The sequence below is a fragment of the Massilia niabensis genome, assembly GCF_042655085.1.
GTDB lineage: Bacteria > Pseudomonadota > Gammaproteobacteria > Burkholderiales > Burkholderiaceae_D > Telluria > Telluria niabensis.
In genome coordinates this window covers 1-13461 of sequence record NZ_JBHSMU010000006.1, presented here as the reverse complement: position 1 = coordinate 13461, position 13461 = coordinate 1, and the positions used below count along the sequence as shown (strand labels likewise).

Here is a 13461-nt window from a genome sequence, read left to right as displayed (position 1 = left end):
TGCGCCGATGATAGTGCTGCAACCAGTGTGAAAGTAGGTTATCGTCAGGCTAGTTATAAGGAAATAACCCACTGAGTGATCTCAGTGGGTTTTTTTTCGTCTGTATTCCCTGCCTCTGCGGCAAAGTCAGGCGCCGCTCCACTGCAAGCTCGCGCGCCCGCCGCGCTCCAGGCTGTCCCACAGGCGATCGTGCAGCGGCAGCACAAGCACATTACACACCGGCTCGAGCAGGGCCGCGATACCGCCCATCGCGGCCGATCCAGTCGCCACATACATCACAGCGAAGGCGACACCCGCATGCAGGCCCGTCTGGCTGAGCTTCTCGGCGGCGACTGTCACGTAACGCGACCGTGAATCGCTTGCCTTGCGTCGCCGCTTCTCCCACGCGGCCTGGTGGAACGGTAGCAGCAGCACGTTGATCATCGGCTCGACCAGCACGGCCAGGCCGCTGAACATTGGCGACCCTGTCATCGCGTACGCGATCGCATAGGCGATACCCATGTGGATCGCTACCTGGCTGAGTCGTTTCGCTACGCTGACCATCTGCTGCTCCTGTTATCGATGAGGTTCAAATGATAGTCATTCTCATCTTATCGGTAAAATGAATTGATCTTAATTAAGCAATAGATATTAGCTATTGGATGGCGCGAACTCGCATAGGCGCTCGAATAGCGGCTGTGCAGCATCGGCGATCCGGTCCAGGCTGGCCTCGCGCAGGGCGGCCGTATCGATCCGGTGTTCGCTCATGAGGCCTGCCCAGCGCAACAACGCTGCACAGGCATCCCGATGGTCGAACAAGCCGTGCAGATAGGTTCCCATGACCTGGCCGTCCGCCGAGCAAGCCCCTTCGTCCCGCTCGCCGATACGCATGGCCGGCAGCGCAAGCGCAAGGCCCTGCGACTGCCCCATGTGGATTTCGTAGCCCTCGACCCTGGCGCCTGCGTCATCGAAAGCGCAGGTGCCCGTTACCTGGCGCAGCTGCTTTTGGGTCGACATGACGGTTGCAAGGTCGAGGAGCCCGAGCCCTGCGGACTCGCCGGCGCTTCCTTCGACGCCATGCGGGTCGCTCACCGAATGTCCCAGCATCTGGAACCCGCCGCAGATCCCGAGCAGCTTGCCGCCATAGCGCAGGTGCCGGGCAATCGCCTCCGGCCAGGCCTGCGCGCGCAGCCAGGCCAGGTCGCCGCGCGTGTTCTTGCTGCCGGGGAGGATGACCAGGTCGGCTGCGGGAATCGCTTCGCCCTCGCGCACGAAGCGCAGGTCGACCTCCGGATGCATCCGCAACGCGTCGAAGTCGGTGTGATTGCTCATGCGCGGCAGGCTCGGCACCACGATGCGAAAGCGCCCGCGCCCGGCCTGCACCGGCTGCACCGCGTCTTCCGCGTCCAGGTAGAGGCCGTGCAGGTAGGGCAGCACCGCCAGCACCGGTTTGCCGGTCTCCCGCTCGAGCCAGTCAAGGCCGGGTTCGAGCAATGTGATATCGCCGCGGAAGCGGTTGATGACGAAACCGAGAATGCGCGCACGCTCGCTTGGCGACAGGCAGGCCAGGGTGCCGACGATGTGGGCGAACACGCCGCCGCGGTCGATGTCTGCCACGAGGATCACCGGGCAGTCGACCGCTTCGGCAAAGCCCATGTTGGCGATGTCGCGATCGCGCAGGTTGATTTCGGCCGGGCTGCCTGCGCCTTCGACGACGACGCACTCGTACTGCGCGCACAGGCGAGCGTGCGATTCCAGCACGGCCGCCATCGCGACTGGTTTGTACTGGTGATAATCGCGCGCGTTCATTTCCGTGCGGGCGCGGCCATGGATGATCACCTGGGCGCCGGTATCGCTTGAGGGCTTGAGCAGCACCGGGTTCATGTCGGTATGCGCTTCGATGCCGGCCGCGATCGCCTGCAGCGCCTGCGCGCGCCCGATTTCGCCCCCGCCCGGCGTGACCGCGCTGTTGAGCGCCATGTTTTGCGGCTTGAACGGGGCGACGCGCACACCTTCGCGCCTGAGCAGGCGGCACAGGGCGGCCACCACCGTGCTTTTGCCGGCGTCGGACGTCGTTCCCTGCACCATCAGGGTCTGGAAAGGGACGCGCTTCATTTGCGGTGCCGCCGCGCCTGCTCGAGCTTTTCGCACATCGCCGCAGCGCCCGCGATCATGCGCGGCCCGGCGCGGTTGAGCAGGTTGCCGTCGACCGTAAACAGGTTATCGTTGCGCACCGCCGTCATCGTCGGGTATTGGCGCCACATGTTCACGCCGCCGTAGTTCTTTTCCGCGGTGCCGAAAACGGCTTCCGGGTCGGCCTGCAGCACGCTTTCGACCGTCACCACGGGGGCGGTGACGGGGAGCGGGTGGAAGATGTTCTCGCCGCCGCACAGGCGCAGCGCGTCGGTGACGATGTGCTTGCCGTTGAGGGTGTACAGGGGCTTGTCCCATACCTGGTAGAACGCACGCACCACCGGACGGCCCGCGTAGCGGCTGCGCAGCGCGGCCAGTTCCCGGCTCAGTTGCGCAGCGACCGGCCGTGCCGCCGCTTCGGTACCCATCAGCTGCGCCAGGCGCAGCACGCTTTCCGGAATCCCTTCGAGCGTTTGCGGATCGCTCTGGTACACCGGAATGCCGAGCTGGCGAACCATCTCGATCTGGCGTTCGGAACTGCCGTGCATCCAGGCCACGATCAGGTCGGGTTTGAGTGCCATGACGCGCTCGATATCCACCTGGCGGTTCGAACCGATGCGCGCAATGCGCTTGGCCGCTTCCGGATAATCGCTGTAGTTCACGGCGCCGACGATGCGCGCGCCGCCGCCGGCCGCGAACAGCAGTTCGGTCACGTGGGGCGCCATCGAGATCACGCGCATGGCCGGCTTGTCGAGCGTGACGGCCTTGCCGGCATCGTCGCGCACCGTCACGGGCGGCGCCGCTGCCGCTCCCGTTGCCAAAGCCGCCTCGGTGCTTGCCAGGGCGGCAACCAGTATCCATCGTTTCATTTTTCGCTCCATTCATCGAGTGCGCGCACAAGGCGCTGCCATGCTTCTTCGTCCGCCGGCAGGCCGAGCCGGATCCCGCGTGCCGCTTGCGTAAACAGCCGGCACCAGATGCCGTGCTGCGCCAGGTGGTCATGGAAGGCTTCCGGCCTGGGCTCGGGCCACCAGTGGAACAGGTCGGTGCCGCCGGCGTCGATGCGGTAGGCCGCCAGCTGCAAGCGCAAGCGCTGCCCGGCCGCCTGGAGCCGCGCCCGCATTGCGTGCTGCCAGGCGTGGTCTTCGAGCGCGGCCAGCGCAATGTCCTGGGCCGGGCCGCTCACGGCCCAGGGGCCGAGCAGCTCGGCCAGGTCGCCCAGCAAGGCAGGATGCGCCCCCACGAAGCCGAGTCGCAATCCGGCCAGGCCGAAGAACTTGCCGACCGAGCGCAGCACGACCAGGCCGGGCTGCGCCGAGTATGCTGCCACGCCCGGGCCAGGCAGCGTGTCGCCGAATGCCTCGTCGACCACGAGCCAGCCTCCGCGCCGGCCCAGCTCGTCGGCCCACGCCAGCAGCTGCGCCGGCGCAATGGCGGCGCCGGTCGGATTGTTCGGGTTGCAGACCACCACCACATCGCTGGTCGCGATCGCAGTGCCCAAGGCCGCATACGGCACTTCGCGCAAGCTGTGCCCGTGCTTGCCCCAGTGGTGCGCATGCTCGGCGTAAGAGGGCGCAGCCACCGTCACACGCGCGGGCGGGCGCAGGCGCGGCAGGGCCTGGATCGCGGCCTGGGTTCCGGCGACAGGCAGCAAAAGCGGCGCGCCGTAATAGGCGCAGGCCGCCCGCACCAGCGCCGGGTTGGGTTCGGGCAGCCGATGCCAGGCATCGGCTGCCAGTGCCGGAACTTGGTAGCCCCACGGATTGATGCCGGTCGACAGGTCGAGCCAGTCGTCGCGGCCGTAGCGCTGCCTCGCGGCGCGCAGGTTGCCGCCATGTTCAAGCATGGACTCCTCCGAGCTTCAGCACCGCGGCCGCACTGCCGGCCAGCGCCAGCCACAGGAAGGTGGAAAACAGCACCAGGCGCCAGGCGCGCAGGATGTCGACCGGCGCTGCGTCCGGGCCGCAGCCAAGCGCCGGGCGCGATTCGAGCCGGCCGGCGTAACGCGCCGGACCGCCGAGGGCGATACCGAGTGCGCCTGCGCCGCTGGCCATCACCGGCCCCGCATTCGGGCTGTCCCAGGAGCGTGCCTGCTCGCGCCAGCAGCGCCATGCGCGCACGCTGCCGCCGCGCGGGGCCAGCAGCAGGTAGGACAGCGCGGTCAGGCGCGCCGGTACAAGATTGAGCAGGTCGTCGGCACGGGCCGCGACCCGGCCAAACAGGTTGTAGCGCTCGTTGCGATACCCCCACATGGCATCGAGCGTGTTCGCCAGGCGGAACAGCAGCGCGCCCGGACCACCCGCGACCACGAACCAGAACAGCGTGCCGAACACGGCGTCGTTGCCGTTTTCCAGCAGTGACTCGGCGCCGGCTTTTGCCAGGTCCGATGCGTTCGCGTCGGCGGTGTCCCGGCTGACGATGCGCCCGGTGAGCGTACGCGCCAGGGGCAGGTCGCCGGCGCGCAGTGCCGACAAAATGGGTAGCGTGTGCTCGCGCAGGCTGCGCAGGCCCAGGGCGAAATACAGCAGCAGGACGTGGACCGCCATGCCCCAGTGCCCGGCCAGCCACCAGCACAGCGCAACAGGCGGCGCCACCAGCAGGCTCCAGCCAAGCAGGCCGCGCGCGATGCGCGCCTGCCCACGGTTGAGCCTTGCTTCGAGCGCCTGCGCGGCGCGGCCGAAGCCGACCAGCGGATGCCAGCGGCGCGCTTCCCCCAGCAGCAGGTCGAGCGTCACCCCGGCCAACAGCAGCCACGCCAGTTGCGCCGCGTGGAGGCCGGTCAGCATGGCGCGCCCTTCAGGACCAGTGGCAGGCCCGCGGCAACCAGGATGACGCGCTGCACGCGCGCCGCCACTGCCTGGTTCAGCAGGCCGGCTTCGTCGGCGAAGCGCCGCGCGAGGGCGCCCATCGGCACGATGCCCATGCCGACCTCGTTCGAGACCAGCAGCAGCTCCCCCGGCAGTCCTTGCGCGAGCAAGTCGAGGAAGGCCGTGCGCTGCGCCTCGAACTCGGGGGGCGGCGTGAATTTACCGTCCTCCGGCACCTCGGCCACGCCGCACAGCATCAGGTTCGTCAGCCACAGTGTCAGGCAGTCGACCAGGACGATCCGCCCCGGCCTGCATGCGCTGCGCAGGGATGCCGCCAGCAGCAGGGGCTCTTCCAGGGTGCGCCATTGCGCCGGGCGGCGCGCGCGGTGGTGGGCGATGCGCGCGCGCATTTCACCGTCGCCCGCGCGCGACGTCGCCAGGTAAAGCACTTCCTTGCCCGACTCGAGCGCCAGGCGCTCGGCCAGCGCGCTTTTGCCGGAGCGGGCGCCGCCCAGGATCAGGGTGCAGCTCATGGCGCCACCGGGGTGAAGAGGGCGGCCGTCGCTGCCGGATTCGACGCGAAGTAGCCGTGGAAGTAGGACGCGGTCAGCGAACCGTGGCGGTACACCGCTTCGCCTGGCGTGCCGGCCGGATGGCGCACCGTGTGGCCGGCCGGCGCCAGGGGCGTCTCGAGGCGCGAGTAGTGGAAGGTGTGCCCGCGCAGCGGCCCGGCTTCAGTGTCCAGCGCCTGCGGACCGAGGCCGGCGAGGCGCGCCTGCATCCGGACCACGCCGGGCAGCAGGCCCGCCATCGGCCAGCGCCGGCCGTCGGGGTCGGTGAGTTCGTCCGCCAGCGCCATCATGCCGCCGCACTCGGCCAGGATCGGCAGCCCGGCAGAGAATGCCGCGGCGATCGACGCCTGCCAGCCGGCGGCGCCGGACAGCGCCGCGGCATGCAGTTCGGGGTAGCCGCCCGGCAGGTAGACGGCGTCGGCGCCAGTGGGCACCCCCTCGTCGGCCAGCGGCGAGAAAAACGCCAGCTGCGCACCGAGTGCGCGCAAGGTATCGAGGTTGGCCGGGTACAGGAAAGCGAAGGCGGCATCGCGCGCGACGGCGATGGTGCGCCCGGCCAGCAGCGGCGCGCTGATTGGCGCCGGCAGCGCATTTGGCAACAAAAGCGGCAACAGCAGCGGCAACGCCTGCCAGGCCCGCTCGTCCAGCTGCAGGGCATCGGCCAGCTCGTCGAGCAAGGCGTCGAGCCGCGGGAGCTCGCCCGGCAGGACGAGGCCGAGATGGCGTTCGGGCAGCGCCTCCGGCTGGCGCGGCAGCGTCCCGAACAGCGGGATGTCGCGTAGCGAGGCGGCGATCATCTGCGCGTGGCCGGTGCTGGCGACCCGATTGGCCACTACCCCCGCCAGGTGGACGGGGCCGTAATCGCGCAGGCCCTGCGCCACCGCGCCGGCTGTCTGCGCCATGGCCGCGGCGTCGATCACGGCCAGCACGGGAATGTCGAATGTGCGTGCCAGGTCGGCGGCCGACGGCGTGCCGTCGTACAGGCCCATCACGCCCTCGACCAGCACGACGTCCGCTTCGCGCGCCGCGTCGGCCAGGCGGCGCCGGCATTCATCCAGGCCCGCCATCCACAGGTCGAGCGTGTGCACGGGCGCCCCGCAAGCGCGTTCGAGCAGCATCGGGTCAATGAAGTCCGGCCCACACTTGAAGACGCGCACCCGCTGGCCCGCGCGCACCAGGCTGCGCGCGAGCGCCGCGGTAACGGTGGTCTTGCCCTGGCCGGAGGCCACCGCCGCGACCATGACTATCCGGGCGCCTGCACTGCCCGCCGCCCCGCTCACCACTCGGTTCCCGCCTGCGCGGCGATGCCGGCGGCAAAAGCGTGCTTGACGACGTTCATCTCGGTGACGGTGTCCGCCACCGCCACCAGTTCGGGCGGCGCACCGCGCCCGGTGACAACCACGTGCTGCATTTCCGGGCGGTCGAGCAGGTCGCCGATGACGGTATGGACGTCGAGGTAGCGGTATTTCAGGGCGATGTTCAGTTCGTCGAGTACCACCAGCCCGATCGACGGATCGGCAAGGAAGCGCCTGGCCTGCTCCCAGGCCTCGGCAGCCTTGGCCATGTCGCGTTCGCGGTTTTGCGTCTCCCAGGTATACCCTTCGCCCATTGCATGGAAGCTGACTTCATCAGGGAAGCGGCGCAGGAACAGTTCTTCGCCGGTCGACATCGCGCCCTTGATGAACTGGACGACTCCCACGCGCATGCCGTGGCCGAGCGCGCGCGCCACCATGCCGAACGCGCTTGAGCTCTTGCCCTTGCCGTTGCCCGTGTTGACGATGATGATGCCGATCTGCTTGTCGGCCGCCGCGATCCGTTCGTCGATGATGGCTTTCTTGCGCTCCATGCGCACGCGGTGGCGCTCGTTCAATGCCGCCGTCTGTTCGGGTGTCATGTCGGTCATGTGTGGACTCCGTGGTGAAGGATGCGGGCTCATGCGCGCCGCATGCGGTGCAGTTGATAGAGGAAGACGGGAGCGCCGATGATGGCGGTGACGGCGCCCACCGGCAGCTGCTGGGGCGCGACGACCGTGCGCGCGAGCGTATCGCACAGCACCAGGAAGCTGCCTCCGGCCAGCACGGCCGCGGGAATCAGGATGCGGTGGTCCGGTCCGAAGGCGAAGCGGCAGGCATGCGGCACGATCAGCCCGACGAAGCCGACCGAGCCGGCACTGGTCACGGCGCTGGCGGTGAGCATGCCGGAGACGAAGAACAATCCCTTGCGCAGCGCGCCGACGCGCACGCCCAGGGTCACGGCGGCTTCCGCTTGCAGGGCGATGACGTTCATGCCGCGTGCGTTGCGCAGCGCAAAGACGAGGGCGCCGGCCAGGACGATCCATGGCAGCGGCCGCACCGGGGCGCCGGCCAGGTCGCCGATCATCCAGAACACCATGTTGCGCAGTTGACTCTCGGGCGCGATCGACAGGATCAGCGTAATGATGGCCATGCACAGCGACGAGACGATCACGCCGGTCAGCAGCAGCATCGACACGCCGCCCTCGGCGGCGCCGTGGCGCAGGTCGCGCCGGGCGAGGGCGTACAGCAGCATCGCCACCGTGACCGCACCTGCCAGCGCCGCCGCATCGATGGTGACCGCAGCGGCCATCAGCAGCATCGCCGACAGTGCGCCGACCGAGGCGCCGGCCGAGATGCCGAGGATGTAGGGGTCGGCCAGCGGGTTGCGCAGCAGCGCCTGCATCAGCACGCCAGCCAGGGCCAGCGCGCCGCCGGTCACGAAAGCGACCGAGGCGCGCCCGGAGCGCAACTCCAGCAGCGAGGCGGCCAGCGACTGCGGACGGCCCACCAACAGCTGGCGCAGCGCCGCCGGCAATTCGGCGACCGGGACGGCAATCGATCCGGTCATGCTGGAGTACAGCATGCAGGCGGCCGCCACCAGCAGCAGCGAACCGGTGACGAGGCCGGCGCGCCGGCGCAGGGCAAGCAGATACGGAGTACGCACGGGCGCCGCCGCCTCAGCGGATGCCGTAACGCAGGCCCGCGAACCAGCTGCGGCCGCCCGTGCCGTAGTTGCGGGCCAGTTCATACTCCTTGTCGGCGGCATTGTTCACTCGCGCCAGCAGCGACAGGTCCGCATTGAGCTGCCAGGTCGCGTACAGGTTCAGCAGTGCGTAGCCGCCCAGCCGGCGCAGGTTGGCCGCGTCGTCGAAACGTGCGCCCGACACCTGCAGCTCGGCGCCAGTATCGAGGCGCCCGGCGCGGTAGTCGGCGCCGACGCTGGCGTGTTCGCGCGCCCGGCGCGCCAGCCGCTTGCCGCTGCCATTGTCGTGCGGGTCCTGCCAGTCGGCGCTGCCGCGCAGGCGCAGCGCACCGAGACGGGTGGCGCCCGACAGGGTAACGCCTTCGAGCGTGGCCGAGGCGACGTTGTAGGCGCAGCTGCCGGTACGGCCGCTGCTGCTGTCCGGGCAGGGCGTGGCCGAGACGATCATGTCGGTCAGGCGGTTGCGGAACCAGACCGCGCCCAGCTGGGTGCGTGCGCCGTCGTAGCGCAGGCCGAGCTCCGCATTGCGGCCGCGCTCGGGCCGGTTGGTCGGCACGCCGTAGCCGGGGAAGTACAGCTCGTTGAACGTGGGGGCGCGAAAGCTCGTGCCGAGGCTGGCGCTGGCGCGCACGCCGCCGCCGAAGTCGTAGCCGTAGCCGGTGGCGCCCGTATTCTTGTCGCCATAGCTCGAACGGTCCTGGCGCGCGCTCAGGTCGAGCAGGTGGGCGCCGCGCCGCAGCGCGTAAGCCGCCGCATAGGCATTCGTGATGCGCTCGCGTCCCAGCGCGGCGCTCGAGCTCGACTCGACCGCTTCCTTGCGGTGGCCGTACAGCAGCTGCAGCGTGTCGGCCCCGAGGGTGACCGTGTTTTGCCAGCTCAGGTCGTCCTGGCGGGTGTCGATCTGGCTGGCGCCGCTGGCGCTGGCATTCGCAAAGCTCCCTGATTTGTCTTCCGAGCGCGCCAGCTGCACGGTGCTGTGCCAGTTCGGCAGGAACCGGTTGGTCATGAAGACGGCGGCCGTGTTCAGGTCCTGGCGGTTGCGGCTGTCAAAGCTGCCCGCGCCGCTGTCGTACTGTGCGCGCAGGCGGCTGTGCAGCACCTGGGCGCCGATCTCGTGGCCCGGCGCGAGCGCCAGGGCGAGGCGGCCGTGCGTGCTGCTGCGGCGGTAGCCGTCGTCGTCCGGATTGAAGCCGAAGGCGCCGGGTTTGGTGGCCGAGAAACTGTCGGACTGTTCGTGTCCCGCGCCGAAGGCGTAGCGTACGGTGCCGGCAGTGCCCGCGACGTGGGCGCTGGCCTGGCGCGCGGCGTCGCTGCCGGCGCCAAGCGATGCGCCGGCGGTGGCAGTGCCTTCGCCCTTGCGCGTGAAGATCTGGATCACGCCGCCGATGGCGTCGGCGCCGTACAGGGTGCTCAGCGGGCCGTAGACAATTTCGATGCGGTCGACGGCCTCGAGCGGGACGGCGTTCCAGCTGGCCACGCCGCTGGTGGAGGAGCCGATGCGCACGCCGTCGAGCAGCACGACGACCTGGTTGCTGTTGGCGCCGCGCAGGAAGACACTGGTGCTGGCGCCGGCGCCGCCGTTGCGGGCGATTTCGATGCCGGGCTGGCGCTGCAGCACGTCGGCGACCGATCCGGCGCCCGAGCGGGCGATTTCCCTGGCGTCGACGACGACGGTCTGGGCGATGACGTCCGGTGCGCGCTGCGGGCTGCGGGTTGCGGTGACGACGACGGTGTCGACAGGGTTGGAGTCGGCAAATGCGCAAGGCACAGCCATGGCAAGGGCGAGCGACGATACGGCCGCTTGCCGTGTTACGTGAAAGTTCATGACGGTCTATGGGTTGGACAACCAGCCCACGTCCCCGTAGGCCAGATTGAACAGAAGCGCATCCATGCGGACGCACCTCCACCTTTTGGCCGGTATCCGGGCTGGCAAGTGTGACCGTCTGACCTTCCCATGCAAAGCACAGTGGTCTGGGGAGACGGTTCGCCGCGTGAACGCGGCACTTGCTGACCGTTGCGGGGGCAGCACACGTTGGCCCTGAGGCAGGGCTTCGTGTTTCCCGTTTAACTGCGCCTGTGAACACAGGCGCGAGCACCAAAACGGCGCCATTATACGGTGTAGTGCGCGGTGTAGTGCGCGGCGATGTCAATTTTGCAGTAAAAGCATTTCGCCGTAGCCGATGTGGTGAGGTGTGCGCGCCGCGTCCAGCGCGGCCTCGTGCAGCGGCCTTCCGCCATGCAGCGCATGGAGCAGGCGCATGGTGCCGGCGTGGCAGATGACGAGGGCTGCCGCATGGCCCGAGTCCAGCAGGTCGCGGCGGAAGGCATCGACCCTGCGCGCCACATCGAGCACGCATTCGCCGCCGCCCGGCCGGTAGCGGAGCAGGTCGGCCGCCCAGGCATCGACTTCGCCGATGGGAATGTCATCCCAGCTGCGCAGCTCCCAGTCGCCGAAGTCCATCTCGGCCAGGCGCACATCAAAGGTGGGCGCAGCTGGCGGCGCGGCCAGGGCATGCGCCAGACCGGCGCAACGCCGCAGCGGACTGGCGTAAATTGGCAACAAGCGCGGCAGCGATCGCGGCAGGCCGGCAGTCAGGAGCCTTTGGCACACCCGTTCAGTTTCCCCGGCCGCCACCGGCACATCGCTGCGGCCATAGCACAGGCCAGGGGCGATGTCCGGGCGCGGGTGGCGCACGAGGATCAGGCGCATGGCTAGGCGACAGTGCCGCGCATCGCACCCTGGCCGAGGGACGCCAGGATGGCGAGGTAGATCGCGGCCTCGGCCAGTTGCTGGACGGCCCCGAGGCAGTCGCCCGTATAGCCGCCGATACGCGACTGGAACTTGCGCGCGAGCCAGCACGTCGCCAGCGCAGCGGCCAGTACGGCGCCGCCGAAGGCGGTAGGCGACACCATGCCGGCAGCGGCCAGCAGGGCGCCGGGCAGCAGCGCGGTCAACAGGGCAATCCCGAACTCTCCCGTGCTCATCGCCTGCGCCATCGGTTTCGACTTTCCCTGCTCGCGCGCGTAGTCCATGCGCCAAATCAGCGCCGTCGCCGCCAGCCGCGACAGCGGATGGGCGATGAGCAGGGCAGCGATGGCCGCCGCCGGCGGCAGCATCGCCAGGGCCGTGCATTTCGCCCCGAGCATGCAGGCGATGCCGATCGCGCCATAGGCACCCACACGCGAGTCCTTCATGATCTCGAGCACGCGCTCGCGCGTGAGGCCGCCGCCGAAGCCGTCGCAGGTGTCGGCAAAACCGTCTTCGTGGAAGGCGCCCGTGACGTAGATCGAGGCGGCGGTGGAGAGGACGGCGGCGACCGGTGCCGGCAGCGCCAGGGCCGCCAGCGCATATACGCCCGCGGCGACCGCCGCCACCACGCAACCGACGAGGGGAAAGTAACGCGACGCGTGGTGCAGCCACTCGGGCTGGAACCCGACCCAGCGCGGAATCGGCAGCCGCGTAAAGAATTGCAGCGCGATGAAGAAGAGCCGCAGCTGCTGCATGTCAGTCTGCCCGCTCGCTGACCTGGGCCGAGGAGAAAGTGGCCATTTGGTTCAGAAAATTGACTGCGGCGTGCAGCAGGGGCAGGCACAAGGCGCTGCCTGTCCCTTCGCCAAGGCGCAGGTTCAAATGCAGGAGCGGTTTCGCATGCAAGTGTTCCAGCATCAGGCGGTGGCCGTGTTCGCTTGAACAGTGCGCAAACACGCAGTAGTCGAGAATCGCCGGCTGCAGGCGCGCGGCGACCAGCAGGGCACTGGTGACGATGAAGCCGTCGATCAGGAGCAGTTTGCGCATGCGCGCACCCTCCAGCATGGCGCCGGCCATCATGGCAATCTCGAAGCCGCCGAACGTGGCGAGCACATCGAGCGGATCGGCCACGCCGGCGTGCTTGCGGACGGCCGCTTCGATGACGCTCTGCTTGCGAAGCACACCGTCGGGCGACAGGCCGGTGCCGGCACCGACGCATTGGCCTGCGGGGGCGCCGGTGAGCTTGTGCATGAGGGCGGCGGCGGCTGTCGTGTTCCCGATCCCCATTTCGCCGAAGCCGACAACGTTGCCGGGCAGGTCGCGCATGAGCGCAAAGCCGCGCTCGAGCGCACCCGCGCATTCGTCCCCCGACATTGCGGGCTCGACGGCAAAGTTGCGGGTGCCGAAGGCGACCTTGCGGTCGATCAGGCCGGCGCGCTCACCGAAGGCATGATTCACGCCCGCATCGACGACGTGGATCGCGCAAGCGTTCTGGCGCGCGAACACATTGATCGCAGCGCCGCCGGCGAGAAAGTTCTCGACCATTTGCCAGGTGACTTCTTGTGGGTAAGCAGACACGCCTTCCGCGACCACGCCATGGTCTCCTGCGAACACGAGGATCGCCGGGTCGAGGATCGTGGGCGTAGTCGTTGCCTGGACCAGGCCGATCTGCCGCGCCAGTTCTTCCAGCCGGCCGAGGCTGCCCAGGGGTTTGGTCTTGTTGTCGATCGCATCGCCGAGCGCCAGGGAGAGTCGGGCGTCGGTGGTCGATACCAGGTCAAGAATTTTCATTGTTGTTGTTCTGTATAGAGAGTGATGGCGGCGGCAAAGATAGCACATGGACAGGCCTTGCAAGCTGCAGAAGGCTTTGGTATAGTTCGCCTCCTTCGCGAAACACCAACGAAATCAAGTAGTTGGATTGATAACGAAGACGCAGAAATCTGCGGTGTAGCAAAAAAGAGGTTGACGAGTATCACGAAACACTGCATACTCTCGTTCCTCTGCTGCTGACGAACAAAACGATTCGCAGAACACAGCAAGGCAATACCGAATACAGTTCTTTAAAAATTAACAGTCGATAAGTGTGGGCGTTTGATGAAGGTGCCAGGAACTTCGGTTCTTGATTACTTAAATTATCAAATGTTCACAAAAGTATTAAGCGTTATCTCAGCAATGAGGTGACGGTCAGTATCTTGAGTGAGCGACCCCTTAGCAATAAGGGTGG

At 68.2% G+C, this 13461-nt stretch carries 13 protein-coding genes and 1 riboswitch; all 13 genes read right to left on the bottom strand.

Translation table 11 applies throughout. The features are described 5' to 3' along the window. Window positions 1-126: 126 nt before the first annotated feature. The 13 genes from ACFPN5_RS06060 to cobT all read right to left on the bottom strand — a co-directional run bounded on the left by ACFPN5_RS06060 (window position 127) and on the right by cobT (window position 13028). Window positions 127-543 (bottom strand): DUF2061 domain-containing protein, encoded by a 417-nt coding sequence (locus ACFPN5_RS06060; protein WP_379781167.1) that lies wholly within the window; start codon window positions 541-543, stop codon window positions 127-129. Window positions 544-630: 87 nt separating this feature from the next. After that, complete coding sequence (locus tag ACFPN5_RS06055; RefSeq protein ID WP_379781165.1) at window positions 631-2094, bottom strand: cobyric acid synthase; 1464 nt, start codon at window positions 2092-2094, stop codon at window positions 631-633. After that, window positions 2091-2981 carry a cobalamin-binding protein gene (locus ACFPN5_RS06050; RefSeq protein WP_379781162.1) on the bottom strand — a complete coding sequence of 297 codons (891 nt, stop codon included), beginning with the start codon at window positions 2979-2981 and terminating at the stop codon, window positions 2091-2093. The genes ACFPN5_RS06055 and ACFPN5_RS06050 overlap by 4 nt, the downstream gene beginning before the upstream one ends. After that, window positions 2978-3958 (bottom strand): threonine-phosphate decarboxylase CobD, encoded by a 981-nt coding sequence (gene cobD, locus ACFPN5_RS06045; protein WP_379781160.1) that lies wholly within the window; start codon window positions 3956-3958, stop codon window positions 2978-2980. The genes ACFPN5_RS06050 and cobD overlap by 4 nt, the downstream gene beginning before the upstream one ends. Then, window positions 3951-4898 carry a CobD/CbiB family cobalamin biosynthesis protein gene (locus tag ACFPN5_RS06040; RefSeq protein ID WP_379781158.1) on the bottom strand — a complete coding sequence of 316 codons (948 nt, stop codon included), beginning with the start codon at window positions 4896-4898 and terminating at the stop codon, window positions 3951-3953. Before ACFPN5_RS06040 ends, cobD begins: the two co-directional genes overlap by 8 nt. After that, the gene (gene cobU, locus ACFPN5_RS06035; protein WP_379781156.1) at window positions 4892-5452 is read right to left on the bottom strand and encodes a bifunctional adenosylcobinamide kinase/adenosylcobinamide-phosphate guanylyltransferase; all 561 of its coding nucleotides are present in this window, start codon (window positions 5450-5452) and stop codon (window positions 4892-4894) included. Before cobU ends, ACFPN5_RS06040 begins: the two co-directional genes overlap by 7 nt. Further along, a complete protein-coding gene (locus ACFPN5_RS06030) occupies window positions 5449-6732 on the bottom strand; it encodes a cobyrinate a,c-diamide synthase (RefSeq protein WP_379781153.1) in 1284 nt (427 codons plus the stop codon). The genes cobU and ACFPN5_RS06030 overlap by 4 nt, the downstream gene beginning before the upstream one ends. 35 nt (window positions 6733-6767) lie before the next feature. Continuing rightward, complete coding sequence (gene cobO, locus ACFPN5_RS06025; protein WP_379781151.1) at window positions 6768-7394, bottom strand: cob(I)yrinic acid a,c-diamide adenosyltransferase; 627 nt, start codon at window positions 7392-7394, stop codon at window positions 6768-6770. 29 nt (window positions 7395-7423) lie between these two features. After that, window positions 7424-8449, bottom strand: a complete 1026-nt coding sequence (locus ACFPN5_RS06020; RefSeq protein WP_379781149.1) for a FecCD family ABC transporter permease — start codon at window positions 8447-8449, stop codon at window positions 7424-7426. 13 nt (window positions 8450-8462) lie between these two features. Further along, window positions 8463-10313 carry a TonB-dependent receptor domain-containing protein gene (locus tag ACFPN5_RS06015; protein WP_379781147.1) on the bottom strand — a complete coding sequence of 617 codons (1851 nt, stop codon included), beginning with the start codon at window positions 10311-10313 and terminating at the stop codon, window positions 8463-8465. Between the two features lie 70 nt (window positions 10314-10383). Continuing rightward, window positions 10384-10603, bottom strand: a riboswitch (cobalamin riboswitch). Window positions 10604-10634: 31 nt separating this feature from the next. Further along, window positions 10635-11198: a histidine phosphatase family protein gene (locus tag ACFPN5_RS06010; RefSeq protein WP_379781145.1), complete on the bottom strand. Its 564-nt coding sequence runs from the start codon at window positions 11196-11198 to the stop codon at window positions 10635-10637. A gap of 2 nt (window positions 11199-11200) precedes the next feature. Then, the gene (locus ACFPN5_RS06005) at window positions 11201-11992 is read right to left on the bottom strand and encodes an adenosylcobinamide-GDP ribazoletransferase (protein WP_379781143.1); all 792 of its coding nucleotides are present in this window, start codon (window positions 11990-11992) and stop codon (window positions 11201-11203) included. 1 nt (window position 11993) lies between these two features. Continuing rightward, window positions 11994-13028, bottom strand: coding sequence for a nicotinate-nucleotide--dimethylbenzimidazole phosphoribosyltransferase (gene cobT, locus ACFPN5_RS06000; RefSeq protein ID WP_379781141.1), 1035 nt, complete (start codon window positions 13026-13028; stop codon window positions 11994-11996). Window positions 13029-13461 lie beyond the last annotated feature (433 nt).

What these genes read in the sequence shown, in the direction of transcription:
- ACFPN5_RS06050 (WP_379781162.1), bottom strand. Translation starts at nt 2,981, where the DNA reads ATGAAACGATGGATACTGGTTGCCGCCCTGGCAAGCACCGAGGCGGCT.
- ACFPN5_RS06030 (WP_379781153.1), bottom strand. Translation starts at nt 6,732, where the DNA reads ATGGTCGCGGCGGTGGCCTCCGGCCAGGGCAAGACCACCGTTACCGCG.
- ACFPN5_RS06040 (WP_379781158.1), bottom strand. Translation starts at nt 4,898, where the DNA reads ATGCTGACCGGCCTCCACGCGGCGCAACTGGCGTGGCTGCTGTTGGCC.
- ACFPN5_RS06010 (WP_379781145.1), bottom strand. Translation starts at nt 11,198, where the DNA reads ATGCGCCTGATCCTCGTGCGCCACCCGCGCCCGGACATCGCCCCTGGC.
- ACFPN5_RS06060 (WP_379781167.1), bottom strand. Translation starts at nt 543, where the DNA reads ATGGTCAGCGTAGCGAAACGACTCAGCCAGGTAGCGATCCACATGGGT.
- cobO (WP_379781151.1), bottom strand. Translation starts at nt 7,394, where the DNA reads ATGACCGACATGACACCCGAACAGACGGCGGCATTGAACGAGCGCCAC.
- ACFPN5_RS06055 (WP_379781165.1), bottom strand. Translation starts at nt 2,094, where the DNA reads ATGAAGCGCGTCCCTTTCCAGACCCTGATGGTGCAGGGAACGACGTCC.
- cobT (WP_379781141.1), bottom strand. Translation starts at nt 13,028, where the DNA reads ATGAAAATTCTTGACCTGGTATCGACCACCGACGCCCGACTCTCCCTG.
- cobU (WP_379781156.1), bottom strand. Translation starts at nt 5,452, where the DNA reads ATGAGCTGCACCCTGATCCTGGGCGGCGCCCGCTCCGGCAAAAGCGCG.
- ACFPN5_RS06005 (WP_379781143.1), bottom strand. Translation starts at nt 11,992, where the DNA reads ATGCAGCAGCTGCGGCTCTTCTTCATCGCGCTGCAATTCTTTACGCGG.
- cobD (WP_379781160.1), bottom strand. Translation starts at nt 3,958, where the DNA reads ATGCTTGAACATGGCGGCAACCTGCGCGCCGCGAGGCAGCGCTACGGC.
- ACFPN5_RS06015 (WP_379781147.1), bottom strand. Translation starts at nt 10,313, where the DNA reads ATGAACTTTCACGTAACACGGCAAGCGGCCGTATCGTCGCTCGCCCTT.